Annotated in this window: 27 protein-coding genes and 1 tRNA gene; 6 read left to right on the top strand and 22 right to left on the bottom strand. The window is 49.4% G+C overall.

Going from position 1 to position 25,686, the window contains the following annotated elements; genetic code table 11:
* Positions 1 to 18 precede the first annotated feature (18 nt).
* Both DR864_RS27280 and DR864_RS27275 read right to left on the bottom strand, forming a co-directional pair.
* A complete protein-coding gene (locus DR864_RS27280) occupies positions 19 to 4,311 on the bottom strand; it encodes a hypothetical protein (protein ID WP_114069935.1) in 4,293 nt (1,430 codons plus the stop codon).
* 3 nt (positions 4,312 to 4,314) lie between these two features.
* On the bottom strand, positions 4,315 to 4,929 hold the full coding sequence (locus DR864_RS27275) for a hypothetical protein (RefSeq protein ID WP_114069934.1): 615 nt from the start codon (positions 4,927 to 4,929) through the stop codon (positions 4,315 to 4,317).
* Positions 4,930 to 5,114: 185 nt separating this feature from the next.
* On the opposite strand from DR864_RS27275, the gene DR864_RS27270 reads away from it, so the two are divergent.
* Complete coding sequence (locus DR864_RS27270) at positions 5,115 to 5,489, top strand: hypothetical protein (RefSeq protein WP_114069933.1); 375 nt, start codon at positions 5,115 to 5,117, stop codon at positions 5,487 to 5,489.
* A gap of 363 nt (positions 5,490 to 5,852) precedes the next feature.
* On the top strand, positions 5,853 to 6,362 hold the full coding sequence (locus tag DR864_RS27265; protein ID WP_114069932.1) for a hypothetical protein: 510 nt from the start codon (positions 5,853 to 5,855) through the stop codon (positions 6,360 to 6,362).
* Between the two features lie 411 nt (positions 6,363 to 6,773).
* Here the strand turns inward: DR864_RS27265 and DR864_RS27260 are convergent, their stop codons facing one another.
* Positions 6,774 to 7,574: a DUF2971 domain-containing protein gene (locus tag DR864_RS27260; protein WP_114069931.1), complete on the bottom strand. Its 801-nt coding sequence runs from the start codon at positions 7,572 to 7,574 to the stop codon at positions 6,774 to 6,776.
* Between the two features lie 173 nt (positions 7,575 to 7,747).
* Here DR864_RS27260 and DR864_RS27255 point away from each other — a divergent pair, with 173 nt between their 5' ends.
* Positions 7,748 to 8,434: a hypothetical protein gene (locus DR864_RS27255; protein ID WP_114069930.1), complete on the top strand. Its 687-nt coding sequence runs from the start codon at positions 7,748 to 7,750 to the stop codon at positions 8,432 to 8,434.
* Between the two features lie 124 nt (positions 8,435 to 8,558).
* Here the strand turns inward: DR864_RS27255 and DR864_RS27250 are convergent, their stop codons facing one another.
* The 18 genes from DR864_RS27250 to DR864_RS27165 all read right to left on the bottom strand — a co-directional run bounded on the left by DR864_RS27250 (position 8,559) and on the right by DR864_RS27165 (position 20,638).
* Positions 8,559 to 9,971: a hypothetical protein gene (locus DR864_RS27250; protein ID WP_114069929.1), complete on the bottom strand. Its 1,413-nt coding sequence runs from the start codon at positions 9,969 to 9,971 to the stop codon at positions 8,559 to 8,561.
* Positions 9,968 to 11,956 (bottom strand): DUF5977 domain-containing protein, encoded by a 1,989-nt coding sequence (locus tag DR864_RS27245; protein WP_114069928.1) that lies wholly within the window; start codon positions 11,954 to 11,956, stop codon positions 9,968 to 9,970. Before DR864_RS27245 ends, DR864_RS27250 begins: the two co-directional genes overlap by 4 nt.
* A gap of 1 nt (position 11,957) precedes the next feature.
* Positions 11,958 to 12,161: a hypothetical protein gene (locus DR864_RS27240; protein WP_114069927.1), complete on the bottom strand. Its 204-nt coding sequence runs from the start codon at positions 12,159 to 12,161 to the stop codon at positions 11,958 to 11,960.
* Positions 12,161 to 12,619 carry a hypothetical protein gene (locus DR864_RS27235; RefSeq protein ID WP_114069926.1) on the bottom strand — a complete coding sequence of 153 codons (459 nt, stop codon included), beginning with the start codon at positions 12,617 to 12,619 and terminating at the stop codon, positions 12,161 to 12,163. The genes DR864_RS27240 and DR864_RS27235 overlap by 1 nt, the downstream gene beginning before the upstream one ends.
* Positions 12,606 to 13,457, bottom strand: a complete 852-nt coding sequence (locus DR864_RS27230; protein WP_162794173.1) for a hypothetical protein — start codon at positions 13,455 to 13,457, stop codon at positions 12,606 to 12,608. The genes DR864_RS27235 and DR864_RS27230 overlap by 14 nt, the downstream gene beginning before the upstream one ends.
* Positions 13,454 to 14,425, bottom strand: a complete 972-nt coding sequence (locus DR864_RS27225; RefSeq protein ID WP_114069924.1) for a DUF6712 family protein — start codon at positions 14,423 to 14,425, stop codon at positions 13,454 to 13,456. The genes DR864_RS27230 and DR864_RS27225 overlap by 4 nt, the downstream gene beginning before the upstream one ends.
* Positions 14,425 to 15,711 carry a hypothetical protein gene (locus DR864_RS27220; protein WP_114069923.1) on the bottom strand — a complete coding sequence of 429 codons (1,287 nt, stop codon included), beginning with the start codon at positions 15,709 to 15,711 and terminating at the stop codon, positions 14,425 to 14,427. The genes DR864_RS27225 and DR864_RS27220 overlap by 1 nt, the downstream gene beginning before the upstream one ends.
* Positions 15,708 to 16,010 (bottom strand): hypothetical protein, encoded by a 303-nt coding sequence (locus tag DR864_RS27215; RefSeq protein WP_114069922.1) that lies wholly within the window; start codon positions 16,008 to 16,010, stop codon positions 15,708 to 15,710. The genes DR864_RS27220 and DR864_RS27215 overlap by 4 nt, the downstream gene beginning before the upstream one ends.
* A gap of 1 nt (position 16,011) precedes the next feature.
* Positions 16,012 to 16,242, bottom strand: a complete 231-nt coding sequence (locus DR864_RS27210; RefSeq protein WP_114069921.1) for a hypothetical protein — start codon at positions 16,240 to 16,242, stop codon at positions 16,012 to 16,014.
* Positions 16,211 to 16,477: a hypothetical protein gene (locus tag DR864_RS27205; RefSeq protein ID WP_114069920.1), complete on the bottom strand. Its 267-nt coding sequence runs from the start codon at positions 16,475 to 16,477 to the stop codon at positions 16,211 to 16,213. The genes DR864_RS27210 and DR864_RS27205 overlap by 32 nt, the downstream gene beginning before the upstream one ends.
* The gene (locus DR864_RS27200) at positions 16,474 to 17,097 is read right to left on the bottom strand and encodes a C40 family peptidase (protein ID WP_162794171.1); all 624 of its coding nucleotides are present in this window, start codon (positions 17,095 to 17,097) and stop codon (positions 16,474 to 16,476) included. Before DR864_RS27200 ends, DR864_RS27205 begins: the two co-directional genes overlap by 4 nt.
* On the bottom strand, positions 17,013 to 17,723 hold the full coding sequence (locus tag DR864_RS27195; protein ID WP_162794169.1) for a hypothetical protein: 711 nt from the start codon (positions 17,721 to 17,723) through the stop codon (positions 17,013 to 17,015). Before DR864_RS27195 ends, DR864_RS27200 begins: the two co-directional genes overlap by 85 nt.
* A 99-nt stretch (positions 17,724 to 17,822) precedes the next feature.
* On the bottom strand, positions 17,823 to 18,167 hold the full coding sequence (locus DR864_RS29960) for a hypothetical protein (RefSeq protein WP_162794167.1): 345 nt from the start codon (positions 18,165 to 18,167) through the stop codon (positions 17,823 to 17,825).
* Positions 18,124 to 18,486: a hypothetical protein gene (locus tag DR864_RS27185; protein ID WP_162794165.1), complete on the bottom strand. Its 363-nt coding sequence runs from the start codon at positions 18,484 to 18,486 to the stop codon at positions 18,124 to 18,126. The genes DR864_RS29960 and DR864_RS27185 overlap by 44 nt, the downstream gene beginning before the upstream one ends.
* Positions 18,487 to 18,712: 226 nt before the next feature.
* Positions 18,713 to 18,985, bottom strand: a complete 273-nt coding sequence (locus tag DR864_RS27175; protein ID WP_114069914.1) for a hypothetical protein — start codon at positions 18,983 to 18,985, stop codon at positions 18,713 to 18,715.
* A gap of 12 nt (positions 18,986 to 18,997) precedes the next feature.
* Complete coding sequence (locus tag DR864_RS29955; protein WP_162794163.1) at positions 18,998 to 19,168, bottom strand: hypothetical protein; 171 nt, start codon at positions 19,166 to 19,168, stop codon at positions 18,998 to 19,000.
* Positions 19,169 to 19,219: 51 nt separating this feature from the next.
* Positions 19,220 to 20,431 carry a site-specific integrase gene (locus DR864_RS27170; RefSeq protein ID WP_114069913.1) on the bottom strand — a complete coding sequence of 404 codons (1,212 nt, stop codon included), beginning with the start codon at positions 20,429 to 20,431 and terminating at the stop codon, positions 19,220 to 19,222.
* Between the two features lie 131 nt (positions 20,432 to 20,562).
* Positions 20,563 to 20,638, bottom strand: a tRNA-Lys gene (locus DR864_RS27165).
* A gap of 271 nt (positions 20,639 to 20,909) precedes the next feature.
* Here DR864_RS27165 and DR864_RS27160 point away from each other — a divergent pair.
* From DR864_RS27160 to DR864_RS27150, 3 genes are all read left to right on the top strand, one after another.
* Positions 20,910 to 21,764 carry a fumarylacetoacetate hydrolase family protein gene (locus DR864_RS27160; protein WP_114069912.1) on the top strand — a complete coding sequence of 285 codons (855 nt, stop codon included), beginning with the start codon at positions 20,910 to 20,912 and terminating at the stop codon, positions 21,762 to 21,764.
* 95 nt (positions 21,765 to 21,859) lie between these two features.
* Positions 21,860 to 24,019: a carbohydrate binding family 9 domain-containing protein gene (locus DR864_RS27155; protein ID WP_114069911.1), complete on the top strand. Its 2,160-nt coding sequence runs from the start codon at positions 21,860 to 21,862 to the stop codon at positions 24,017 to 24,019.
* 38 nt (positions 24,020 to 24,057) lie between these two features.
* Positions 24,058 to 24,759: an HAD family hydrolase gene (locus DR864_RS27150; RefSeq protein WP_114069910.1), complete on the top strand. Its 702-nt coding sequence runs from the start codon at positions 24,058 to 24,060 to the stop codon at positions 24,757 to 24,759.
* A gap of 84 nt (positions 24,760 to 24,843) precedes the next feature.
* Here DR864_RS27150 and DR864_RS27145 read toward each other — a convergent pair whose 3' ends face one another.
* Positions 24,844 to 25,683, bottom strand: a complete 840-nt coding sequence (locus tag DR864_RS27145) for an amidohydrolase family protein (protein WP_114069909.1) — start codon at positions 25,681 to 25,683, stop codon at positions 24,844 to 24,846.
* Positions 25,684 to 25,686: the final 3 nt, after the last annotated feature.

Genomic DNA, 25,686 nt, shown 5'->3' with positions numbered 1-25,686 from the left:
TGGCGAAAATACAAAAAATTACTTTCTCCCGAACGATGAAATTGCCCCAATCAACGAATCAAGTTTGCCCCCTTGATTTGAGCCATTCACGGCGTCTTTCACTTCATTGACCGCCGCCTGTACGCCCCCCAGTTTGTCGCCGAGGGTGTTGCTCATTGTGCCCACGCCCGCCGCCAGCAGCATCAGGCGCTCGTTGGTCTTTTTGCCTTCTTCCTGAATTCCCTCCAGTAGCTTGAGCTGCTTTTCTCCCTGCGCTTTGGCTTCAGCGTGGGCCGCATCGGCATCACCTCCCCCTTCTACGCTACCCGCATCAGCCGAGTATTCGCCCCCGCCAGCGCTTGCCTCCTGCGCGGCCGCTTCCTCCTCGGCCCGCCTTGCTTCTTCCTCCGCTTTTTTCTTTTTCTTACCGCCAAACAAAAACATATCCCGTTTCCAGTACGGAGATTCGGCTATTCCTCCATCTCTATACGCAGGGCCACGCAAATCCCCGCCAACGGGCTTGCGGCGCTGCCCGGGAGTGCGCGCATTCTGAAACATCTGTTGTATCAGTGGCATATTGGCCTCGGTCTGGTCTCTCGATATGATGGCCTCGTCACCTTCCATTTCTCCCACTTCGGAGCCCGTTTTTCGGTCAATGAGCGCAATGCCCCCGTCACCGTAGCGGCTGCCGTGCCGCCCTCCGCGTGGCACAAAGCCCCCGTGCGCAAAGCTCGGCTCTGGTTGCCGCTTTATCATCGCTACCTGTATGCCCGTCATCACCGCCGTCACGGCCGCAAAGACTAAGTTCAATGGAAAAAATCCCGAAGCCAGGGCTTTGATCGTGGCCAGTGCTCCGCTGATAAGTGCCGAGGCAATATCCGCTTTCTGCTGGGCTTTCCACGCCTGCCGTTTGGCGGCGGCTTCGCGGTCACGTGCCCGCTTATCTTCGGCCGCTATGCTGCTTTCAAGCTGCTTTTTGCTTTGGATTCGGGTCTGCTTTTCTAGCTCCAGCTTTTTTAGCTTTTCCCGCTTTTCCTTCTCTGCTTCGTCAATCTTGATTTTGCTTTCCTCCTTGGCCAACCGTATTTTTTCAGCTTGGTCCTGCTTGGCTTTGGCCAGCGTTTCCTTCGCCGCCGAGAGGTCGCCTTTTTTTACGTCATCGATGGCCTTCAGCTCGGCATCGCGCTGGAGCTCGGCCATCTCCTTCTTGGTTTTGAAGGTACTGTTGGCCAGATCTATTTTTGATTTGGCTTCAGTCGTGGCCAGATCGATCTTGGTTTTGGTTTCGCTTTCGGCCAGCTCCTTTTCGCTTTCAAACTTCGCTCTGGCTTCCTCCAGCAGCTTTTGCTTGGTGGCGCTGTCGATATCGGCCCGCATTTTGATGGCAGCTATCTCAGCGTCGCGGGCTATCTCGGCCGCATCTATTTTCTCCAGCTTTTCGTTGTTGGCCGCTTCAATGGCCTCCTGTTTTTTCTCTTTGATGAGCTCTATCTGCGCCGCCGTTTCTTCCTTCGCGGTTTGGATGATGCTGTCGGCATTGGCTTTGGCTTCGGCGGCTTTTTCGGCCGCGTTTTCTTTATACGACTCCAGTTGGGCATTGAGGGCGGAGGTGTTTTCAACGCTCGTCAGCTGCCGGTACTGCGCCTCCAGCGCCGATATATTCTGCTCACTCTGCGCCTTTATTTCCTGCACCTTGGCTTCGGCCTGCTCTTTCACGCCCCGCTTTTCGTCTTCGATACGCTCCAGCTCGGCCTTCTCTTTTTCGAGGCCCTCGGTCAGGATGGCCACTTTCTCGTCGCGCTCTTTTTTGGCCAGCTCTATTTCGCGCTGGGCTTTTCGTTGGGCCAGATCGTTCAGAAAGTTTACGGCAGCGGTGGCTATCTGTGCCACGGCCTCATACTTGGCCATATTCTCTTCAAGCCGCTTTTGCCAAGCCTCCTTTTCTCCCTTCACTAAGTTGCCCATGTGGGTCACAAAACCCACTAGGTCGCCCTTGAGCAGAGCCGTTATCCCATCACTTCCTTCTTTCCACTTTTGAATTCGGGCCTGCTTGGTTTCCTCCTCCAGTTTTTGAATTTGGTCGGTATGCTTCCGCATGGCCAAATCATCCTCGTTGCGGTAGCGGTCTCTGATGGCCTTCAGCGCCGCCTCCAGCTGCTGGGTGTCCGTTATCTCCCGCTTGGCCTTTGCTTCCGCTTCGGCCTGCTCTGCTTTGAGGGCTTCGCGTTTTAGGCGCAGCTCGGTATCCAGCCGCTCCTTGGCTACCTCCAGCAGCTTTTTGGCGTTGCCTTTGGCTTGGAGTTCTTTCCAGTCCAGCAGGGCCATTTCGGCCGCTTTTTCCTGCTCTCTGATAAATTTAGCCGCTTCTTCCCGCTTTTGGGCTGCTTCGGCCTCGGCTTTTTTCTGCTTTTCCCTTGCTTCCGCTTTCGCTTTTTCGATGTCTGCGTCGGCCGTTTTGTTGATGGCCACGCGGGCACGCTCTTTGATGGTTTCGTCGGCCAGTGAGTCATTGACCTCCTTCAGGCGTTTGCGGCGCTTTTCATTGATTTTGGCCTCCTCGGTTTTGATGGAGCTGTCGGCCACGATCTGGTCATGCTCCGCATTGAGTTGCTCCAGCAGTTCGAGGGCTTTGGCGTTGGCATCTTTTACATCTTCGAGGTGTTTTGCTTCTTGTTTCAGCCGTTTTTCCTCGGCTTTTTTGGCCGCTTTTTCCCGCTTCTCCAGTGCTTTTTTCTGCTCTTCGGTCAGGGCATTTTGGCGTTTGTTCTCCGTGGTTTCAGCCGCGAGCACTGCCTGCGCTTCGTCCTTTTTGGGTTGGTCCACAAAGGTTTCCGTCCACCCTTTTTTGATTTTATCAAAAGTAGAGGTGGCATGAGTGCCTACATTCGTGAAGTTCTTCTTTGATTTTTCAAACGATTCTGCCGCGCCTTTGAAGTCGCCCATGAGTACCTTGGCCACGGCCTTGCCTCCTTCTACCAGCCCCGCCATTGCATCATAAACCATCGTCAGTACTCCTATCATCATCTGCGTGGGCATGAGCATACCCCTAAATACCATCGCCACTCCCTTCATCACGTTCTGAAGGGATACGCCGCCGCTGTTAAAATTGGGAAACAGTGTCCGGATATAGGTCATAAACGAGCCCGCCAAATCCCCCACGGCATCGTACATATCCTGAAATACCTCCACCACGGGGTCACTGGCCTCCACCAGATTCTGAAGCCACTCAATGCCCTTACCAATGGTGTTCAGGATGGCCACAAATACGGGTGCCAGTTTCTGCCCGATGGTCACCTTCAGGGCATCCATGGCATCGTCGATGTTGGATACTTTCCCGTTCAGTGAGTCCATTTGCTGCGAAGCATAGCCCATGGTACCAGGGAGTTTGCCCATCTCCACCGCCAGCTGAAGCGCCCCTTTTTCGGTCCGTTCAAACGACTTCGTCACGCCCCCAATCGTGGCCGTAATTTTATCGCCGCTGGTCTTGACCTTCACCCCAAACTCACTCCAACGCTCGTTGTTGTTTACGTCAAGAATGGCCTCCCCGAGTTGAGAAAGTGATAACCTGGACTTGGATGAAAAATCTATCAGGCGCTTCATTTGCTCCTCGCTCGGCCTGAGCCCACGGTTAGCGAGCGCAATGTATCCTTTGGTAATTTCATCCAGCGTCATGGGTGAGTCCTTGGCCAGCTTCGCCAACGCCTTCATGCTGGAGGCCGCCGCCTTTTCGGCCTCGGTCTTGTTCATCGTGGCGCGGTACGTAGCCGCCAATGATTTATTGTAGCCCTCAAACTTGGCCGTCGTGTCAAAAATGGCCTTGCCGATTCCTATCACATACTGCACCGCCTGAAGCGCAATAAACGCCTTAAATACCGTAGCTATGCCCGTCACTCCGGTGCTTACCTTCTGCCAAAGTGTAGGTTTTCCCAAATCTTCAGCCCCTTTTTTGATAAGCCCAGCCTCAGTCTTTACTTTAGCAAGCTGTGCTTCAGCCTCCTTGAGTCGCTTAACAGCCTCATTGGTTTTGAGCATACCCAGCGGAATATTAGCAACCTCTTTTTTCAGGTCACTGACGTGCTTGGTGAGCTGCTTCACGGTCATTTCACCCACGTCCATCGTCTTGAGGGCCTTGGCGGCATTCTTAGCCTGATCTTCTACGCCCTTCAGCTCGGTTTTGTACTTCTTCCAGTTTTCCGAACCTTTCCCGCCTGATTTTTCAATATCAGAGAGTGTTTTGCGCAGGTCTTTGGCCCGTAGGTTTAGGTCGTCAATTTCCTTCTTGGAGTTACCCATCCCAAGGGTGACGCCCAAGTTTAATTCATCACTGTTCATAGCTTATTTTTTTCGGGCGAGTTTGGTGTCACGGGCATTCCAAGCGGCTTGTATTCGAGCGGCATTGACTGGCTCTGGTACCGAGATGCGCACCTCGTACCCAAATGCCTCTTTGAAGGCAGTGGCCGTGTAGCTTGCCACGTACTCCCGCATGTTTTCGTAGAATACCCCCAGCATGATTTTGAGAGGGTCGTTGTAAATACCCCGGTAACCGCGCTTTACGTTGGGCTCCGCCTTGAGGTGGTACTGAATCCCGCGCGCTACCCGGTAAATACCCTGAATCTCACTGGACTTCTGTAGGCCGTTTTGCATTCCTGGCACAAACGGAAATTTGCCCAGCCCCTGCCGCTCCACCCAATCCACCAATGGCCCAATGGGCGGGATGGTACTGTAGCGCAGCTGCTTCATGTCTTTGATTCGCAGCAGCTCCGAGTAGTACACGTGGCCCGTAATGAAGCCCGAGCCCACTTCAATAGCTCCCTCCCTTATGGAGTCGGCCAGCGCGTCGGTATCTACCAAGCCCTCCCGCCGTACCGCATCACGAAAAGCCCTCGCCGATTGCCGCACGAAGTCCTCTAAGATTTTCTTAATAATGGGGTTGTTTTCAATAGGTACCATGGCAGCGCATCAGATTGATTCACGCTACGAAGAAAAAAGGCCACGATGCAGTAAAAAAGGACAGGAAAATGGCTGTAGGTCTGCCCCTATATTTCTTGATTAGATTATCGTGAAGCTTTCTGAAGTAGTTACTTTTGAGATAGCTAGGACAGGTTAATCAACTTTAAAACCCTAGTTTTATAAAAATGAAAATTTTATTTACAGGCCGACCCATTGAGACGCCCAATGCAATCGGATTCGAGTTTGTGACAACAGATTGTTTCCCCAATTATTCGGACACGATTTATGTAAACGTATCCCCCAATTACCATCATCTCAATGCCGATCAAACAGAGCAATATCGGCGCGAGAAGTTTGCAGGCCTCATTCTTTATTTACAAGAGTTTGATAGCAAAGGGACTATCCCGATTGTTAATGAAGGGAAAATCTATCAGATTCCCAGAATTTTGGAGTGCGCAGTTGAGCCCAAAAACTTTTTTTGGAGATTTGATGATCCCGATGAAGAATTGTTAAAGGACCTGAGGCAATGTTTAGAATCAGGGAATTTCCATCCTGAGTAAACTACTTTTTTGAAACTATAAAATTGGAAGTACATGATATATTTTGACGCTCCCCCCAATCAGCAAGGCAGTTACTGTCTCGCTGATTGGTAATTCAGACGAAGTTGATTCACGCTACGATGAAAATAGGCCATTATTCCGCAAAAAAGACAACAATTCAGGTGTTACTCAAATACAGTACAGCCTAGTAGTGGATTTCTGCTTTTTACAAGGCAATAAGCATATTTGAATTCATGTCGCTATTGGAGCTGACGCTAAGTATCTAATCCTGTATATCATCATTAGCTGTAAGGGTAAAGATAATCCACCAATAAGCGCTGTTTATTAATTCAGATGTATCTTTGCAAAACTTAAAAAATTCAAATGGAAGGAGAGAAAAAAAAGAGAAAAAGAATTGAGAGATCAGGTCTAAGCTCTGGTCTAAGAAAAGGGGATTTGATTAGAGCAGTTCTCCCTGGTGTTAAAGGTAGACACATTTGCATCATACTTGAAGATGAATCCGCAGATATAAATAGTCATCTGACATGTATCGCTGTTTGTAATTTTACTGGAAGTAATATTCCAGAAGGAGAATACGCGATAAATATATCTAAATACGATCTACCAGACCATTGGTTTGAAGAAAAAAAAGCTGACTCTTGGATACGATGCAATGAAAAAGATTGTGTAAAAAGCTATGAAGTCAGTGGCAATGATAAGCTTGGAAATATTAGACAAGCTTATCCCCAACTTTGGGATGATGTTTGTAAGGCGGTTCATAGTTGTCCAATTTCAGAGCGGTTAAAAAGCGCATGCAATTGTTCCTTCGAGGAGATTGATAGAAAAGTAAAAGAAGGGACTGCCAAGCCGTCTGACTGTGGTTGTAGACAATAAACTTAGTTTTCATAATCCATCCAATTTCGTTTCATCTCAATTACCATCTCCCAATCAACAGCGCTGGCACCGTCCTAGAAATCGGCAACTCAGGCGCAATCGAAGCAATGATATAATCCACGCCATTCATGTGGTATTTGGCCCGAAATTCATGGTCTTGCAGCAGTTCGCCGATGCGATTGATTCACGCTACGAAGAAAAAAGGCCACGATGCCACAAAAAGGAAAGGAATTCAGGCGTTGCTTAGAGGCAGTACTGCTTAGTAGTGGGCAACTTTTGTGAAGTTCTCAAAGAGAAAAGTCAATTGAAAAAAGCATTTTTGTTTTGTCACCCCTAGTTATGATTGACACAGTGTCTGGTATGACCAGTTCTGTTTTTGTACTGTGTTTAAGGATAATTTCAGGACATTATTCATTTTAACAAGTGATCTAGTTTAACCTCTTTAGAAAAAGGAATGTGCCTTGAATCATTCATAACGTCTTTCTTTAGCTCCTCAAAATAACTTTTAGTGAATTCAACGGTATACTCTTTTTTATCTATGTTTGCATTATAAAAATCACATTTAGGATAGCCCATTCTGCTTATTAAATACTGAATATTTAGCCTATCTCTTTTATTACACCTTGTCCCAAAATTTACTTCTACTAAAGCCTCTAGAAAAAAATCAGCATTCTTACTCCTTTCCATTACAAAACGAATCTCCCTTTCGTATTCCCAGTGTCTAGATTTTCGTAATAATGTCTTACTGACAGACTCTTGAGGGTGTTTTAAATCAAAATAAAAAGGAGTATCACTATATTCAACTTCCTCATATTGATTAAATTTCTTTATCATTAGGTCATAATCGAAACCTAAACATACTCCTTTATGGCTATCTGCATAGTGACTCCATAACAATAGATTATTTTTCTCTTTGGTAAAACAGCATATTCCAAAATTATTTATCCAATCTCTAAACATGTTAATGAAAGGCTGAACAAACTCCTTAGGGTTCTCCTTAAATGCTGCAAGATATTTTTCTCTGGATTCTTCTGAAAAATAAGCATCCAGAAACACTTTAAAGTCTTCTATAGGAATGTCTTCAAGTACCGTCATATGACAATCATACGGGTCATTGAATTGATTGATAGATGAAAAGAAAAGCTGATTACTTATTAAAGTGTCATATAAGTATTGATTCACCCTGAAATATTTGTATATAATTTTTGTCATTTCTGCATTGATTTAATGGATTGCGTAAAACGCTCAAATATGCAAAAAGTTTATTTTATTTCTAACGCGTATTCTTGTTTATGCCCAAATTATGCACTTTTTGTAAAATAACCTGTTTTGAAGTAATTTTAGAACGTTCTTTCAAATTGAAAAGCTAAAAATGATATAATTATATGGTTGACGAGATATTGAAGGATTCCTTTTTAGGTATGCTGCAAATCATGCAAGCTGACATGATTAAGTTATCTGATGTTGCTGAAACGTCAGCCAGAGAAGAAGCTATGAAAATAGTTAATTCAGGGAGAGGATATCATACTACATCATCAATTGGTCATAATTTATCTTATGCTGGCACTGTACACTCTAAACTTACAGCGCCATTGGCAATGACTTGCTTTGCTATTATGGATGTAATTGGTAAAATTCTTGACAACTGTATTATCAAACTGGACGATAATGATTCAGCTTCGAGCGGTTCTTTTATAAATCATGCACGGGAATTTGAAAAGTTCATCAATAGAGACTATTTGAAAAATCCTAAGACTGCCGAAAAGTTTCAGGATGCTTTTCGGCATTCAATGGCTCATTGCTTCCTGCCAGGTTCTACAAAAAGGGTCGCCTACGAAATAACTTATCACTATGAATTTGCAAACGAACCCTTGATTTTTGACAGAGGAACGGAATATGTACTTAATGTCAAATGCCTATCGGCTATGACTCAAAATGTATTGGAGAAACTAATTACTATGACTAAATTAGCACAAAAAGAAGATCAGGTAGTGGTTGATAAAATCGTTGAAAGTTTCGAACTTGTTATAAAACAAGCAAGTCAGAAACTTGAACATCTTGAAGATAATTAGACTTAGGCTTTTTTTTTCTGATTACGATTAGGCTCCCCTATGCCCTCATTTACGTTTTTCTTATCATAGAATTCCAGACAAACTTCAAGGATTTCTTTAATAACGAACTCAACTGACAATAAAATCATAGCCCCCCAACCAGTAGCGCTGGTACCGTCCTAGAAATCGGTAACTCAGGCACAATCGAAGCAATGATATAATCCACGCCATTCATGTGGTACTTAGCGCCAAAGTCGAGCTGAGCCAGATCACTCTCCTTCAGAATCAAATCTGTTTTGAGGTAAAACGCCGTTGCCTTCATGGCTTCGGTAAGCTTCCAGTACTTGGCGGCCAGCCCCGTAGCCCCGCCCCAATACAGCGATATGCCGTCCTTTTCGGGCAAAGCCCTTGGGTACGCGGCACTGATGCCATGCCAAAACAATAGCCGTGGCGCAAACTTATTGGTGTTTTGCGCAAACAACTCCGTACTACCAGGTTGTTTGGCCGTGGCCAAGCCCGTACCCGCGTCGGTGAGCAGCGTCGAAAACTTACTCTTCAGCGGCGCTACGCCCGTCGGCTCGGCAAGCTCAGGCGTGAGGTAGTCAGCCATCAGAGCGGGTTTATCTTTCATGAGGCCGTCGCCGCCGTCGAGGTCGCTGCCGAGCTGGAGGCGTCGGTTCATCTCCGGGGTTTTGATACCTCCCGCCACAAGTTTGGGCGTCCAGTTTTTGGTCGTGACGGCCGTGAGCCTATCACCCCAAAAATCAATCTTCAGCTTTTTTTCGGGAGCGTTAAACGTAAACATCAAGTTAGGCAGTTTGCGCAGCTCAATAAACAGCTGCTCCAGCGTCAGTTCGGGTAGGTGGTTTTTTACAGTCACGGCCGCCGCGCCATCCAGCGCCCGCGTGTTGTAGATGGTCAGCGTCTGCCAGACGGGGTGCGTCAGAAAATCCCCCTCGATGGTCGTACCCGTCAGGGCCGCAATCTTCAGCAGCAGCCACTTCACCATGACCATCGGCACCTTGGGGCCCGCAGCAGTATAGGCTCCGCCCGTATAATCATTGACCTTGCCCGAGTAGCTCACGCTCCCGCCGTTGGTACCATAGTAGTCAGGGTTTAGGATGGTAGGAAAACAGCACACCGTCCCGAGCGCATCCGATAGCGTGGGGGTCAGTACTGGCGGTACCGCCACGCTCCCAAAATCAATCTCGGTGAGCAGCTTGGTTTGGTAGTCGCCAAAAAAGCGCCCAAGCCTGTCCGTAAAAGCCCCCCGATAGCCGCCGCGCTCGTCGGCTTCGGTAAGCACAAAGTACCCCGCCCGAATCAGCTCCCCGCCATAAAACTGCTCACACTCAAACTCCCCCAGCGCCACGCTGGCCTGCGGCTCCTGGTAATAGTTGAAGATCCGCTGGTTACCTGCCGAAAACGGAATGTTCGGAAAGCTCGCCTTGCTGCTCTCAATGCGGTCATAGAGCAAATAAGGGTTATTAAACTCCCACAGCACTTTGGTCTTGGGCGTAAGGTCCAGCAGTTGGCCGTTGATGCGTACTCCTATCATGCGTTTTCGACGGTAACGGTAAGCGGGTGATCAGAACTATTGATGACCACGTTCTCAAACAAAAACAAGCCATTGTTGGAGAATGCAATCGAACGATTTTTGGATAAAATCCTAAGCACCCCTGCTTTCTTGGGTGAGCCTGATGGATACGCTACCCGGCATTGGATGGTATAAGTACCAGGCGCGTAGGTCTGCGGAGAGGTCTGCTCTCCTCCCGGTGAGGTATTGGGGACAATATCCGCGCCCGAGCCTGCAATGGCCACAATCCCCGCCACACTACCGCCGCTGTCGGTGGCGTTGTTGTCCACCCTGAAGGCAAACGGCGTGCTGTTGGCCGTGCAGCTGCCATTAGCATCGGCGTAGGCTTGCGTATTGAGGGCGGCATATTCAGCCTCGGCCAGCGCATCGGCATCGCCTGGGCTCTCGCCGCCGTACTTACCCGCCGCAATCACAATCGTGACTGGCCCGCCAATGTACCCCACCCCGCAGTTGCTGCGGTTAAAAGTCCCTACTCTCGAGATGGCCGCGTTGGGGTAAGGCGTCTCTCCTACCGTAATGGATCCACTCACGATTGGCTCAATATAATCAGGGTCGCCGGGGGTGTTGGGCTTGCGCGTCACGGGCTTGTAAAGTTCTTCGGTATCGATGTAGACCTTTTCCAATTGCGCAAAGATGACCTCACCCGTGCGCTTGCCAAATTCGTCCAGGATATAGCGCAGATTTAGGCCACGCCAGCGGGTGGGCCGCGTGGGCTGCGGTGGCGAGGGTGCCATCCGGCTGAAGTTGGCCGTGGTTTCTCCCATCTCAAAGGTCATGGTGCGGGCTTCTACGCGGCGCTCATCACTGCCGTAGTCGAGTTGGTTGGTGGTCAGGCGCAGGCTTTCAAAGCCCTTCGGGGTGTGCAAGTACCGCACTGGGCTCAGCAGCAGCTCTTGCAGGCACTGCACGTGCGTGGCCGCATCCTGCCGAAAGTTACCCGTCGACACCGTCAGGCTTCGGTCGCCCTCGCTACTAATCACGATCAGCTCGGGTACCGTCGAGGTGTTCAGATCCCGCTCCGCAAGTGTTTGGCGTACGCTGAGGCGCTCATTGCCCAGCCCTGTCAGGCGCAGGGTATCCCAGCCGCCGAGGCTGTTGAGGTACGTAATGTGCCGCTCGGCCAGCGTAGGCATGGCATCCAGCCAGTACCGCCGCACTTCCGAGAGCCGCAGGTCATTTTCATCCGTCAGCCATACTTCGTAGTACTTGGCGTTGGTGGGTATGTCAAGTACGGCAGCTCCCGCCGGACATTGGATGATCGACAGCAGCGGTGGCCGAGCTACGGTCATTTTGGTGCTCACGGTCGGCTCGGTGCCGTCGTTGTACGTGACCCATGCGCGCAGGCGTACTTCGGCGGGCAGTGGGGTGAAGTTGAGCACAAAAGAGAGGTATTCTTCCTGGGCGCGGCTTACCAGACGGTCGTTGGGTAGCCACGTCAGAAACTGCCGCGCATCGGCTTGGTAGAGGTTAAAAAACTGCTCCCCCCACGCCTCAAAATCTTTGTTGTCAAGCCCCGCTTTGATGGCGTATTTCACGGCTCCCGTGGTATCGGTATTGACCGCAGGAGTGCCGCCCTGTACCCGCTCCCTGAGCCTGAAGGGCGTCGTTTGGGTCACCGTAACGCTGATGGCGCTTTGCCCTTTGGTGGGCGGTGGGCAGGTGAGCAGGCCGTCAATCTTGCCGTTGATGGTGTTATATCTGAAGGCCGCTCCTTCATACACGGCAACGCCCGAGGTATCCACGGGTACCTCACGGCCTTCCGATTCACTCAGGGCCTCAAAACTCGCCGCGTTGGGGTAAGGTGGCACTTGTATTTCCAAAAAATACTTCAGCCCACTCCGGCTCGTGAGCTCAGGGTCGGCCGCAGGAATGGTGTGCAGCAGGGCATTGCGGCTGAAGTGCATCGGCAAAAACACCAATCCACTCTTGAGAGGATCTATCAACATATCAAGGTCTGAATTTTCTGATCACTTCTGCCCGCACCAGCATCAGCTTTCCCCATGGCCATGGCCGTCTCCAACGGATGATGTCCATCGTCAGAAAGTAAGTCCATACCAACGGGAAACAAAGCCAAAACACCAGTTCAAACAAAAACCGATACAGCAAGATGTTAAAAAGGATTTTCATTAGTGTGCCAATAAATGTTTTCATTAGTGTGCCAATAAATGATTGATGTATAGCCCCACTTCAAAACTCACCTCATAGCCGTAGGTAGCGTCGAGGGTTTTGTAAATGACTGGCTCGGCCTCAAAAGTGCTGATATTAAAAAGGCAGGCGTAGGTTTTGGAGTCTCTGAAGAGTTTATTCATCAGGTCTACGCTCATGCGCTCGGCGGTTTGGTAGGCGGCATCCTGCTCGGCTTCTTCGGGTCCTGCCATCACAAAGAAGTACATCGTGGTTTTGAATTTATGGGCGTATACGCCCGTGTTTTCATCCAAGCCTCGGTACTTGGGCCGCATCACAAAGGCGGCAGGGTACACATCCGCGCCCCGGCTGGCCATCGATAGCCGGTCCATGCGCTCGGCGTCGGAGAGGGTCACGGAGGTCACGCCCTCAATGGCCTCCAGTATCGGCTTGAGGTATTCCCAAAATAAATCAGTTGGCAGCATAGTTGTTGGCTTCTTCTTGGGCGCTTTCTTTGCGGCGCTCGCGTTTATTATTCTCCTCCAAAAACAAAAATACCTCGTGCAGATTGGCCGTCCGGGTTTGCGGTACCGAGCCAAATATGCCTTTTTCGGCCAAGGTGAAGGTATTGCGCACAAACGATTGGCCCGGGTAATCCTCCTCCTGCGCAGGGCCATCGCCAAAGAGCTCATACGCCCCAAACACCTCATTCATCGTACCCACAAACCACAAATAAATTGCGGCCTTGGTAGCGGCAGGGAGTTTTTCTACGCCCGCCAGCCGGGTCTTTACGAAGTGCTCATTGTAAGGCTCCCGCTCGTCGCCGTTCCATAAATCGCCTCGGGTTTTTCGGGCTGGGCGGCATAGCGTCGCAATAAGCAGGTGCAGGCGGGTTTCGCCCGCTTCGAGCTGCTCGGCGTAGGCCTTCGAATGCACAAACGCATCCGACAGCTCGCCCCAGCTCATGGTCTTAAAACCCTGCTCGGGCAGCAGCCACTTTTGGCCCTCGGCTTCGATGTACTCAAAGGGCCGCCGCGTCAGATCCGTTTCCCAGATCCAGCGCACGGCCAGCAGCAGTGAGTGGAGCTCTTCGGCGTTTTTCTCGCGGGTAGCCGCCGACACGTGCCGCCCAAAGTACCGGTTCATCACCTTGCGGTATTCCTTCTCGGGTATTCCGAGCACCGCCCGAAAAAGGTCATGGTAGGCCGAAGCGCCCGTTTTTCTCAAAAACGCCATTTCCACCACCATCGGTAGCCGCTCAAGGGGCAGCTCCTCCCAGCTTTGGGGCAACTCATACGGTTTATGAAGCTGTATTTTCATCATAGTACGATACTGGCCGAGTGGGTGTAATCGTCGTCGCTGCTAAAATCATTCAGTTCTTCCTGCCGGCGCGTATGGTACTGCGGAAATAGCTCGGCCGTGGCCACGGAGTCGAGCCACGTGCGTAGCTTGCTGAGGTACACCTGCCCGTCGCCGAGTAGCTGCTTGCGCTGAGCATCGCGCAGCTTGCCATCGGGTAGGTCTTCTTCCCGCGTGCCATCGCTTTTGCGTACTTGGCGGATGCCTTCATTATCTACCAATAGTGGCAAGTAAGGATACGCCTCATAAACCGCCAACGGCCCCAGGGCTTTGCGGATATATTCCACCAGCCGTTTTTCGGTGGCGGTCAGCGTGGCGGCTGGGTTTTGCCATTTTTCGAGCAGGGCATCATACACGCCTTCTGTAATAGCTGGCGCAATATAAAACTCCTCCGCCCGCCCAATGTACATCGTGAGGCGGTCAAAAAAACGCGCATTGCGCCCCACCAGCCCCACGTATTTGTCCAGCTCTTTGGGCGAGCGGATAAAATGCGCATTGCGGTCTTTGTGGGCGTCGGAGGTTTCCCATACATCAGGATTCACTACCTCCAGCTGCGCATAAAAATGCTCCAGGAATAAATCGTACATCACCATGTTGGCGTCACGCGTGTCGGTGTAGTACCATTTGGTGGGCATCACGGTGTTGGCTGGCAGCTGTACCAGCAAGCCCAAGTCGCTGGTCCGCATCTTGAGGTGCGGCATGGCCAAATCGTAGGCTTTCCAGCTGATGACGGCCTCGGCCAAATCGAGCAGATCTTTTTCATCGGCTGGGGAGCCTACCGCTACCTGCTCCAAAAAATCATAGAGCGGCCCGCCAATCATGGCCCGAAAATCCCGCTCGGAGGCCTTCAGGTGGGCGGCAATGGTGCTCTCGGTGAGTGCTCCCTGCACGCCTGATACGTGCTTTTTGAAAGTTGTGATCGACACCAGCATTATACAGAGCCGTGGTTTACGACGGCCGCTTTGCCCGTAGGAGCGGCGTCGAGGGTGGTGAGTGATACGTCCTTAAACATCGGGATAATGTCCCGTTTGCCCATCGCCACCAGACAGTGGCGCACGTCTTCCAGAATGGCATTGCGCACGATGGCCGTGCGGTTGGCCTGCTGAAACTCCGCCATCACCCGTATCTGCGAGCCCGAGTCGTTGCCCTTGCCGGGATTGACGCCCGCCAGCGTGGGCAGGATTCCCATGGAGTTGGCAATGCTGATGTTGGCCATCTCCCATACCTGAGAGTAAGCCGAGTCCGACATTTCGTTTTTCAGCGGTACCACGTCCACGTTGTCCATCATTTTGCCGTCGCCACCGCGCAGGTATTTGATCAGCATCGTTTTGTTGACCTGCTTTTCGCCCGCCATCCACGAGTTGAGTTTTTCGCTGAAGTCCTTCCATTTTCCCTTCACGGCTTTTTCGTCGAGCTGCTTTTTGCCCTCCACGTCAAAGTAGTCCATCGGCATCCTGATCAGGTATTTGATGTTGTAGCCGTTTTTGATTCCATTATAGTGGAAAATCGGAATCAGGTTGGCCAGCTCAATCCAGCTCCGCGCACACCACCACGCCGGGTAGGAGTAGTAAGGATTGCCCGGTATTTTGACCTTGCTCTGGCGCATCGTTACCAGCCGCGCTATGTTGGCCTCGTGGTTGTGGGGCTGCATCATGGGCAGGCGCTGAGTATCGTTGGGGCGGTAGAGGCCCCGCTCCCCGAAGTAGGGGTTGACGTGGTACTCAAAAATGCCACTCGGCCCTGGCCGCCCTACACGGGTCATGAAGCCATCGCTGACGTCGAGGCGGTACCAGGCTTTTTGAATATCCCACACCCAACGCGTAAAGCGGTTGGCCGTGTGGGTCATCTGGTTGATGGAGGTCACGATATAATCGTTGAGGTCGGTCTCGTAGGCCCAATCCTCCACCTGCTCATCAAACCACGGCTCAAGGCTCACTTTGCCTTCGGTGATAGTCCTTTTAAAAAAACCGATACCCGTACCGTAGATGATATCCCGCAGGGCTTCGAGCTGCCCGCGCACTTGGTTGTTTTTTTCGATGAGCTTATTGATAAAGTTGGGCTCATCGTCGCCCGCTCCCCAGCGCACGTGCGGAAACATGTCGTTTTGGGCTTGGTGTACGCTGCCCACGCCAAAGCTCTGATCACGCGCGGGTGGCGTAAGTTCCAGTACTGCGTTTTGCAGCACAAAAAGCCCGTCGGATATTCGTTGTACGTTCATACGCGGTGGTCTACGGTCATCCCATTGTATTCCACAATGAGATCAATGTGAATGTTAAAATCTTCGTTGGTGTCAAAATCGTGCAAGAGCAGCAGATGATTGTGGCCGATGTTGGTTCTGAAGCCCGATTGTCCTGGCACTTTCTTAAACGACTTCCCCACGCGCCGTTTACGCGAGAGGCTGCCGTCCTGCTTACGGTAAGCAATCGAAAACGAGGCGCAGACGCGCAGTCCACCGGGCACATCTTTCTGGTGCATATCGGCAAACATCGCCCTTCGCTTGATCAGCTTTCTGAGCATCTTATTTATCCAATCTGATGGTAAACTTGGCCAGCAGCGACGTGATGGTACCCACGGCACTCACTACGTAAGCCACCCACTCTGGCACTGGGATACCCTGCTCCAGCAGGCTCTCCTGCGCAGCTCCAAGGCCCACACCAATGGCCACCGCCACGGCTCCAATTTTGAAAATGGTCTGAAAGAATTTTGGCATGGGCGCATTAAAGCGCTCCAACAGTGACAATTTGTTCATGGCTATTTATAAGTTTTTGGTACTTTCTCTTGGTAAAAATGCGCTCTCTGGCCTCCGTCCAAACGCCATAGAGTGAGTCGTATTTGGCCTTCCAGTACTTGGAGCTGTCGGCCACAGGTACGGGTACCGCGACGATGGGCGCGGTCGGCACCTGCTCAAGTGGCGTTTTGGGTAAAAATCTGTAAACAATCCCGAGTACCGCAAACGCCACCAGTATCAATAAAAAGGTTTTCATGGGGAGAGCACGTTGGCTATTTTGTAAAAAGACTTAATGCTGCGCCGCACGTAGTAGACCCCGTCGCCGTCCCTATTCACGGTATTATACGCCTGCGAGCCCGAGGTGTTGGCCCCGATGGCGTAGAGGTAGCCTTCTTCCAGATCCACCCGCTCCAGTATTTCAATGTGGCTGATGGCATTGAGTCCTTTCTGAAAGTAGTAGCCCACCACGTCGCCTTTTTGGGGCATGGCCATCATGCGGCGGTTGCCGCGCAGGGTTTGTTGGGTCATCACGGTGCGCGAGCTCACCAAAAACCACTCCCTCGCCCGGGCAGGGTTGGGCACTTTGGTCACTTTTACCCCCGCTGATTTATACACATAATACACAAAGCTGGCGCAGTAAGGAGCCACGGGCCGGTGCTTATAGAGCCAGCTGCTCACCGAGCGGTGGTAGTCCAGGATACGCGGGTGATCATTGCGGCCTTTGGGCTCGCGCAGGCCCACTTCAGCGTTGGCAATACTCCAGATTTTCCCACGGAGCTGAGCCGTAGTATCTAGTCGAGTTTGCCCGCTGCTACCAGTACAAAACAGAAAAGTAAAGAGGCAAATAATGCCAAAGCGATAAGGGAGCGTTGCCATTCTGAAAGGGTTTTAAAGTCATCAAAGAAATCCAACTGGGAGTGGTTAAAGGGATTGAAGTACTTACCAAACCCCGGAAAGAACACCGACAGCGCAATAATCACCGACACTACTCCGCCGATAAATACGCTGAAACCAAACAGGATTTTTTGAAACGACACCTCATTGTACACCGCCGCCTGCGGGTATTTGCCCAAAATCCAGTCACCGCTGTAGAGCACAATACCCCAGCAGATCAGCAGCAGCGCTACGATCTTGAGGGTAGTGACCCACACGGCATTGTCGCTGGGCTCGGTCTGTGTTTCTTCAGCGGGTGCTGGCTGAGCCATTTCGTATTTGGTCTCAATTTCTTGGATGCCCTCCAGCAAGCGCTGGCGCTCGCGGGCCAGTTGCTTGGCTTCCTCCAGCGTGAGTTTGCCCGCTACGGCCATGATGCCGTCTAGCTCTTTGAGGCGGTTTTTGCTTTCGGCGAGGGTGTTCATGTCGGCCGAGCGTTCGCGGTCGAGTTGGGCTAGCCGGTCGGCATTTTGTTTTTCGCGTACAGTTCGTGCGCGGGCAGCCATCTCGGCGGCCTGTTGCTCAAGCTCTTCAGGAGAAAACTCCTCCTCTGGTTTGAATACTCTCATGGTTGTATTTTTAGCTTTGGGGACGATATCTGGTCTCATGTCAAGAAAATTTTATGGACAAAAATCCATTCAATCCCCTGCCCAAAAAAGGACGGAATTTCAGCGCCTCACGGCCAGTATCACCGCCGCCACCGCACCTATGCGCCACGCCCACGCCTCCAGCGTTCGAAGGGCAAGTTTATTTTTGGTTTGCGCGTGCGCTGAGTGCTCAGATTGGAGTGCGGCCGTGGTTATGCCCAGCTTGCTTTCACAGGTTTGGCGGCGGGCGGTTTCGGCCTTCAAGTCCTGAAGGGTAGCTGCTACCTGAAGGCGCTGCACCTCAAGCCGCTCCGAAAGAAAATCCGCCCTGCGCAGATCCTCCAGCACTCGGCCCGCATTGCGTTGGTACTCTGCCCGGATGCTATCGGCGGCGGTACCGCTCGTTGATTGTGCGCATAGCCTCAAGCTCAGACATACGCCGCACACTATCCAGCGCCATCTGCTCCCGGAGATCAATGATGGTTTCATCTTTTTGGCGGAGTTCAAATTGGAGGGAATCAACTTTTTGCAGGTAACGGTTTTCGGAGACATGGAATGCCGTATCGGCAAAGCTCTGCTTCGCTGACGGTGCCGGTTTGGATTTCCAACCCAAGAAGAGCCCAATGCCGAACCCTATTCCGAAAGCGAATAAGAGCAGGTAAGAGAATGTGCTGCGGGAAAAAGTAACCTGCATTGATCTCAGTTGCTCGGCAAACCGATTTAAAAGCGGTATCGATCGGTTCATCCTTTTCAAATCTGAGTGTAAACTTCAAGAACGATACAGGCAAAAGCGGCAATGGCGGCCAGCCCCGTGACCAGGGCGCAAATGGGAAGAATCATAGGAGCAAATCGTTTCATAGCATTTGTTTTTTGCTCAAAGATTGGTGGAGCGGCTACGAAACGAAAGGACACAAAAAAGCCCGTTGATCACATCAGCGGGCGTAAGTACTATTAAACAAAAGTTGCAATCGTCAGGCAGATTCTTTGTAAGGAATTGCCTTGATCAGCCGAATATCGTTGAGTTCATGAATGATTCTGACATTTTCGGGAGGGATGACACCTCTGCGAATCCAATTGGTAACAACGTTTGTGCTTTCGATATCAAAACGCCGTGCATATTCTTTTGCAGTTACCCATTCGGCCAAATTGACGGTTTCGCCATTTAAGATTAGGTAGTTTTCGGCTTCCTGACGGGCAGCTCTCGACTCAGCAAGAGCCGCCTGAATTTCCGAGTGTATGTCCATAATATTTCGAGCCTATAGGCCTTTTTTAAGTTTTTCGATGGTTTCTTCGTTCTTTAAGATTTCGTCAAGAATCTCGTTTACTTCTTCTTCCGTAATCTTGCTACCGTAGCTTTCAAGCAGTTTTTTGAGTTGCACATTTGCCCTTTCTAGCCTGGCAATAATCAATTCCAATTGTTTATTCATCAGTCCTATAAAGTTATCATTTGTTCCGCAATGGAACAAGAAAAAATTGATTTATTTGCCAAAGACCATATCGCCCAACGCGTCGTTTTCGTCACGGTAGGCTGAGTCAAAATACTGCTCTGTGATTTGGATGCTGCTGTGGCCCAAGGCGTCAGAAACCGCATGGATGTTGCCGCCTGATGCTCGGATGGCATTGTTGGCAAAGGTGTGCCGCGCCGTATGCATACTGAATCTTGGTATCTCCAGTTCATCCGCAATGGCATACAAATGCCCGTTGATTTGAGCGTTGATGCTTTCGATGTGGTTGCGAAACTCTTCTGGGGTTGTTTTCTTTTGGTTCAGTTTTATAAATGGCAATACGTAGTCTTTGGGCTTAGGTCTGCCATCAGGTCTAAGGCTACGGAAATAATCAAAAATCGTCAGTGCCTGGGCGGGGATTTTCTTTGAAGTAAATTTTTTGGTTTTTGATGCCACGTATTCACATCTACCACTTTTGATAGTGTCCCATGTCAACAGCAGCAAATCAGTAACCCTCATACCCTGTAAGTAGAAAGAAAGCATAAAGGCATATCGGCTGTGATACGCTACGGTACCTTCCTGCAAACTCATCTGCTCTATCTTCAGCAGCTCCACAGGAGCCAACCTCCTTCGTTTGGTTTTCTCCTTTTTGAGCTTGATTCTGGTCCACGGATTTCTGTCAGTTTGATACACTTCAGCGTCGATGGCCTCGTTATAGGCAGCCCTCAGGCTTTTCAATGAGTTGTGTATGGTGTTGGTGCTATTGCCCAAGCGCTGCAAGTATTTCTGATAGGATTTTATAAGTTCATAATCCAATTCAGGAAACAGCAGATCTTCGTTTTTTAGGAAGGTTTGAAATTTATTAAGCGTTGATTTCAAATTGCCACGCGTAGCTGGATTGACGGTCTCTTCTATCCTCTTCTTAGCATATTCAATGAAGCTCTCGCCGTAGACCTGTTTCTTGAGGCGTTTTTTAAGTTGGGTTGCCGTAAGGGGTTTATCCTGTAACTGGCTGTGCAAGGTTTCTTGTTCGGCTTCTATCACTTTTGCTTTGATAGCGGCGTTGATGGTCAAATAAAAGGGATTTGACTTGCGTACCTCCTTCTTTTCGGGGTTCCAATCCTTCAGGGGAATAGCGTATTCCAGAGCAATTCGTTTCAGCTTTCGGTTTTGCGTAATACGTATAAGGATAGAGTGCAATCCGTTCTTATTGGGTCGGTTGTTGAGCTCAGGCGTTATAGTCATTTTGCTGAAACAATTTACTGAAACATTTTCGGGTTCACGGTGGTGCGTGGTAGCACGAAAATAAATAAAAAACGCCTTAGAAGCTAATCTAAGGCGTTTTTCGTAATACGTTGCAGTGTTTTGAACTACTTTGGTGATCCCGCTGGGATTCGAACCCAGGACCCATACATTAAAAGTGTATTGCTCTACCAGCTGAGCTACAGAATCATTTTTTTACAATTTGGCGGTTGTTTCCGTGAATTGTGGTGCAAAAGTAGGCGAAACATGAATACGACGCAAGCCCTCAACTAAAAAAAAAATAAAGAAAAATTGGAAATCAACCTATATCAGCGAATTACGGTCGAAAAAAAAATTTATTTTTTTTAAATCAACATTACACTGCGTTAGAAATCGGTCTAAAACTGCTTATTTTGAAAGATGAATTTTTCAAACAATTGTTATTTCTCACAGAGACAGTTTTAAAACACCACCTAATTCCATGAAACTTTTTCGTTTTGGCACTTTTGAACAGGAAAAACCGGGCGTAATTCTCCCCAATGGGCGCAAAATTGACGTTTCAGCCTTCGGTCAGGATTACAACGAAGCTTTTTTTGCAAGCAACGGTATTAATCGTTTGGCAGAATGGCTGACCGCAAATGCCGACACCTGTCCAGAAGTGTCCGATAGCATTCGGCTCGGCTCCTGCGTAGCACGTCCTTCCAAAATCGTGTGTATCGGGCTGAACTACGCCAAACACGCCGCCGAATCAGGCGCTCAGGTGCCTCCAGAGCCTGTTATTTTCTTTAAATCTACCACGGCACTCTGCGGCCCTTTTGACAATGTCATCATTCCCCGTAACTCCGTCAAGACCGACTGGGAAGTAGAACTGGCCTTTGTGATTGGCAAAAAAGCCAGCTACGTCGACGAAGCCGAGGCCATGGATTACGTGGCGGGTTATATTTTACACAATGATTATTCAGAACGTGAGTTTCAACTTGAGCGCAGCGGTCAGTGGGTAAAAGGCAAAAGCAACGACACCTTTGCGCCCATGGGACCGTTTATGGCAACCAAGGACGAAATCGCCGATCCGCACAAATTACGCCTTTGGCTGAAAGTAAATGGCGAAATGTTGCAGGATTCCAATACCGACGACATGGTATTTAAAATCCCCAAGCTCGTAAGTTACCTCAGTCAATTCATGACCCTTCTCCCCGGTGATGTAATTTCTACGGGCACTCCGTTTGGAGTGGGTCTTGGTTTTAAACCTCCTCGCTACCTCAAATCAGGCGACGTGGTAGAGCTGGGCATCGACCACCTCGGCACCCAGCGGCAGGTGGCAGTGGCATACCAATAAAATAGCCTTCAAAACACACCAAACACTTTGGCGGTTAGGGCCCGACTCTAACCGCCTTTCATTCTTTGATTATTACATCTTTTCAAATTCTACAAATGCGTCTGTTTCTGTGGTTTTTATTGTGTGGGGTAACGGTTTTTGCCCAAAAGAAAAATGAATCCTACCAATACCACATTCGAGAAGCAGATGCACCTCTCAAAATCGACGGTCTAGAAAATGATGCCGCTTGGCAGACTACAGAAACCGCCAAAGATTTCTTTATGATTACGCCGATGGATACCAGCCTGTCGCGCGCTAAAACGGAGGTTAAAATGTGTTATGATAAAAATAACCTCTACATCATTGCAATCAATTATAAGCCTGTCAAGGGTGCCCTTGTGGTAGAATCCCTGAAAAGAGACTTCAATTTTGGCAACAATGACAATTTTTTTATCGTTCTGGATACGTTTGAAGACTTAACCAACGGCTTTTCGTTTGGAGCCAGTGCCGCAGGCGCTTATTGGGACGGACAAGAGGCCGACGGGACATTCATCAATCTCAACTGGGATAATAAATGGCACGGAGCTACCAAAAACTACGATGATCGCTGGGTATGGGAAGCCGCAATTCCATTTAAAAGTATACGCTACCGACCAGACCAAACTCGCTGGGGCATCAATTTCAGTCGTCTCGAACTAACCATCAACGAAAAATCGGCTTGGGCACCCGTTCCGCGTCAATTTCAATCGGCCAATTTGGGCTATGCGGGCGTTTTAGTATGGGATAAACCGTTGCCTCCTGCGGGAAAAAATATTTCTTTGATCCCGTACGCACTAACGAATGTATCAAAAGACCAGATTAAGAAGACCCCTGCCGACTGGAAGCCCGCCATCGGAGGAGATGCCAAAATCGCCCTCAATTCATCCCTTAACCTAGACTTGACCGTCAATCCCGACTTTTCGCAGGTAGAAGTGGATGTTCAGCAAACCAACTTGGACCGTTTTGAACTGTTTTTTCCCGAACGACGACAGTTTTTTTTAGAAAATGCCGACTTGTTTGCGAGTTTTGGCTTTTCGACCCTGCGCCCCTTCTTCTCGCGACGTATCGGGCTGGGCGTTCCGATTTTATTCGGAGCTAGGCTCAGTGGAAAATTGGATAAAAACTGGCGTATCGGTGTTCTGGATACTCAGACCCGAGAGCAAGGGGATTTGCCCGCCCAAAACTTTGCTGTCGTGGCCTTACAGCGCAAAGTATTCGCCCGTTCCAACGTCGGTATCTTGATGGTAAACAAAGAATCATTGGACTACGATGAGCAAATCCATAAATCAACGGGAAGATATAACCGTAACATCGGAGCCGAATTCAACTTGGCCTCCGCCAATAATATCTGGACGGGCAAGGCCACCGTGCTCAAGTCGTTCAGTCCACACTTATCGGGCAACGATGTGGCCATTTCTAGCCTCCTCAACTTCAACAAAGCAAATCTCTTTTGGCAATGGCGATACGAGTACGTAGGTGAAAACTACAATGCCGAAGTAGGCTATGTGCCCAACGCTGCCCGTCGCGGGTATCAAATGGCCGTTCCCAACGTAGGGTATTTATTTTTTGTCAATTCGCAAAGCCTCATCAGCCACGGGCCACTGCTCCAAACGACCTTGTTTTGGAACAAATCAAGTAAGTTGACCGACAATGAAACGACGTTGACCTACACCTTTAATTTTCGAAATAGAGCCACTGGTGTCGTCGGTGTTGCTTCCAATTACGTACAGCTATTGGCTCCCTTCGACCCCACAAATACGGGCCGGGAGAAGTTAGCGGCTGGGACAAATCACAATTGGAAATCGGCAGGAATGGATTTCACCTCTAGCCCCCGCGCACGCTTGACCTACGCTTTCAGTGCCCGATACGGGGGTTTCTTTGCCAACGGAACCCGCCTAAATTTAAAAACAACCCTCGGGTATCGTTTTCAACCTTACGTAGCCACCAAGTTTTCGGTAGATTATAACAAAATTCAGGTTCCTTACCTGAAAACCCCCGTTGAGTTGTGGCTCGTAGGCCCTAGGGTAGACATTACATTTACAAATAGTCTGTTCTGGACTACTTTTGTGCAGTACAACAGCCAAGCAAAAAACATCAACCTGAACACCCGCCTTCAATGGCGCTATCAGCCTGCTTCTGACCTGTTTATCGTATACACTGATAATTATTTACCCGAAAACCTAATGGTCAAGAACCGCGCCATTGTCTTAAAATTGACGTATTGGTGGAATGTATAAAAATTGATTTTCAATGACCGCTAGTCATTAAAATAGATATGAGTATTAAAGTAATTGCGTTTGACGCCGACGATACCCTTTGGGTCAATGAGCCTTTTTTTCAGGAAACAGAGCGTAAATTTTGCGGTTTGCTCGAAGATTACCTCCCCCACCACAGTATATCGGCGGAGTTGTACCAGACCCAAGTCCAAAATATTTCGCTGTACGGCTACGGTGTAAAAAGCTTTATTTTGAGCATGGTCGAAACAGCCCTGCGCATTTCTGAAAACACTCTCGGCGTACCCGTCATCGAAAAAATCATTGCGTTGGGCAAAGAAATGCTCGAAAAACCCATTGAATTACTGGATGATGTCGAACAGGTACTGCAATCACTTTCGGGACATTACAGGTTGGTGGTAGCCACTAAGGGGGATTTGCTCGACCAAGAACGAAAATTGCGTAAATCGGGCTTAGAGCATTATTTTCACCACATCGAAATCATGAGTGAAAAGAAAGAAGCCGACTACCAAAAGCTCATCAAACACCTTGACATTGAGGCCGATGAATTTTTGATGATTGGCAATTCGCTCAAATCAGATGTCTTACCCGTATTGGCCATCGGCGGGCACGGTTTTCACATCCCGTTCCATACCACTTGGGCGTACGAACACATTGAGCACCGAGTAGAGCATCAAAATTTCCGTGATTTTGCGACAATTAGAGAGGTACTAACGCATCTAAGACCTGATTCACAAGCTTAGACAGATTCGTATTTCTGACAAAAGAGAGTCTTGCCCGAATCTCATCTTATACGTATTTGGGCAGGATGATGTTTTCTTCTTTATTTATACTTCCAAGCGATAAAAACGCGTGGCATTTTCACCAAAAACCTTGGCTTGGTCGCTGGCTGAAAAGCCAACGTTGATCATGTAGTCACGAACCAACCCGATTACTTGCTCGTATTCAGCCGCTACGAGGCACACCGGCCAATCGGAGCCAAACACCAGTCGGTCGGGCCCGAAAGCTTCAAATACAACGTCGAGGTAGGGATAAAAATCTTTTTTTGTCCAGTTTTTCCAATCGGCTTCGGTCACCATCCCCGACACTTTACAATGAACCTGAGGTTGCGCCGCCAATTGCCGCATATAATTAGACCATGTGTTTAATTTACCATCTTTAATGTAAGGCTTAGCAATGTGGTCAACCACAAAATCTACCTCGGGTAGCTCCCGCACCAAGTGCAGCGCGGCTTTGAGTTGGGTAGGATAAATCAAAATATCGTACGTAAAATCAAAAGCCGTTAATTGTCGAATACCTTTGATGACTTCGGGGCGAGCCAGAAAATCGTCGGGCTCAGCCTGCGCCACGTGCCGAAATCCTTTCAATAACTCGTATTGTGAATAGTATTCGAGCTTTTCGTAAAGATTGGACGCCCGCAAATCCACCCAACCCACTACGCCTTTGACAAAGCTGGAATATTTTTCGGCCAAGGCCAGCAAAAAGAGCGTTTCAGCTTCCGATTGGTCAGCCTGCACGGCTACGCAACCGTCAACGCCATTGGCTTGCAAAACAGGCCATAAATCTTCGGGTAAAAAATTGCGCTGAATACGCTTCATTTCATCATTAATCCACGCATCGCGTACCGCGTCAAAAATCCAAAAATGTTGGTGAGAATCGATGGTCATTTG

Origin of the sequence: Runella rosea, from assembly GCF_003325355.1 — a bacterium.
Lineage (GTDB): Bacteria > Bacteroidota > Bacteroidia > Cytophagales > Spirosomataceae > Runella > Runella rosea.
This window is presented reverse-complemented; position numbering and strand designations above follow the sequence as displayed.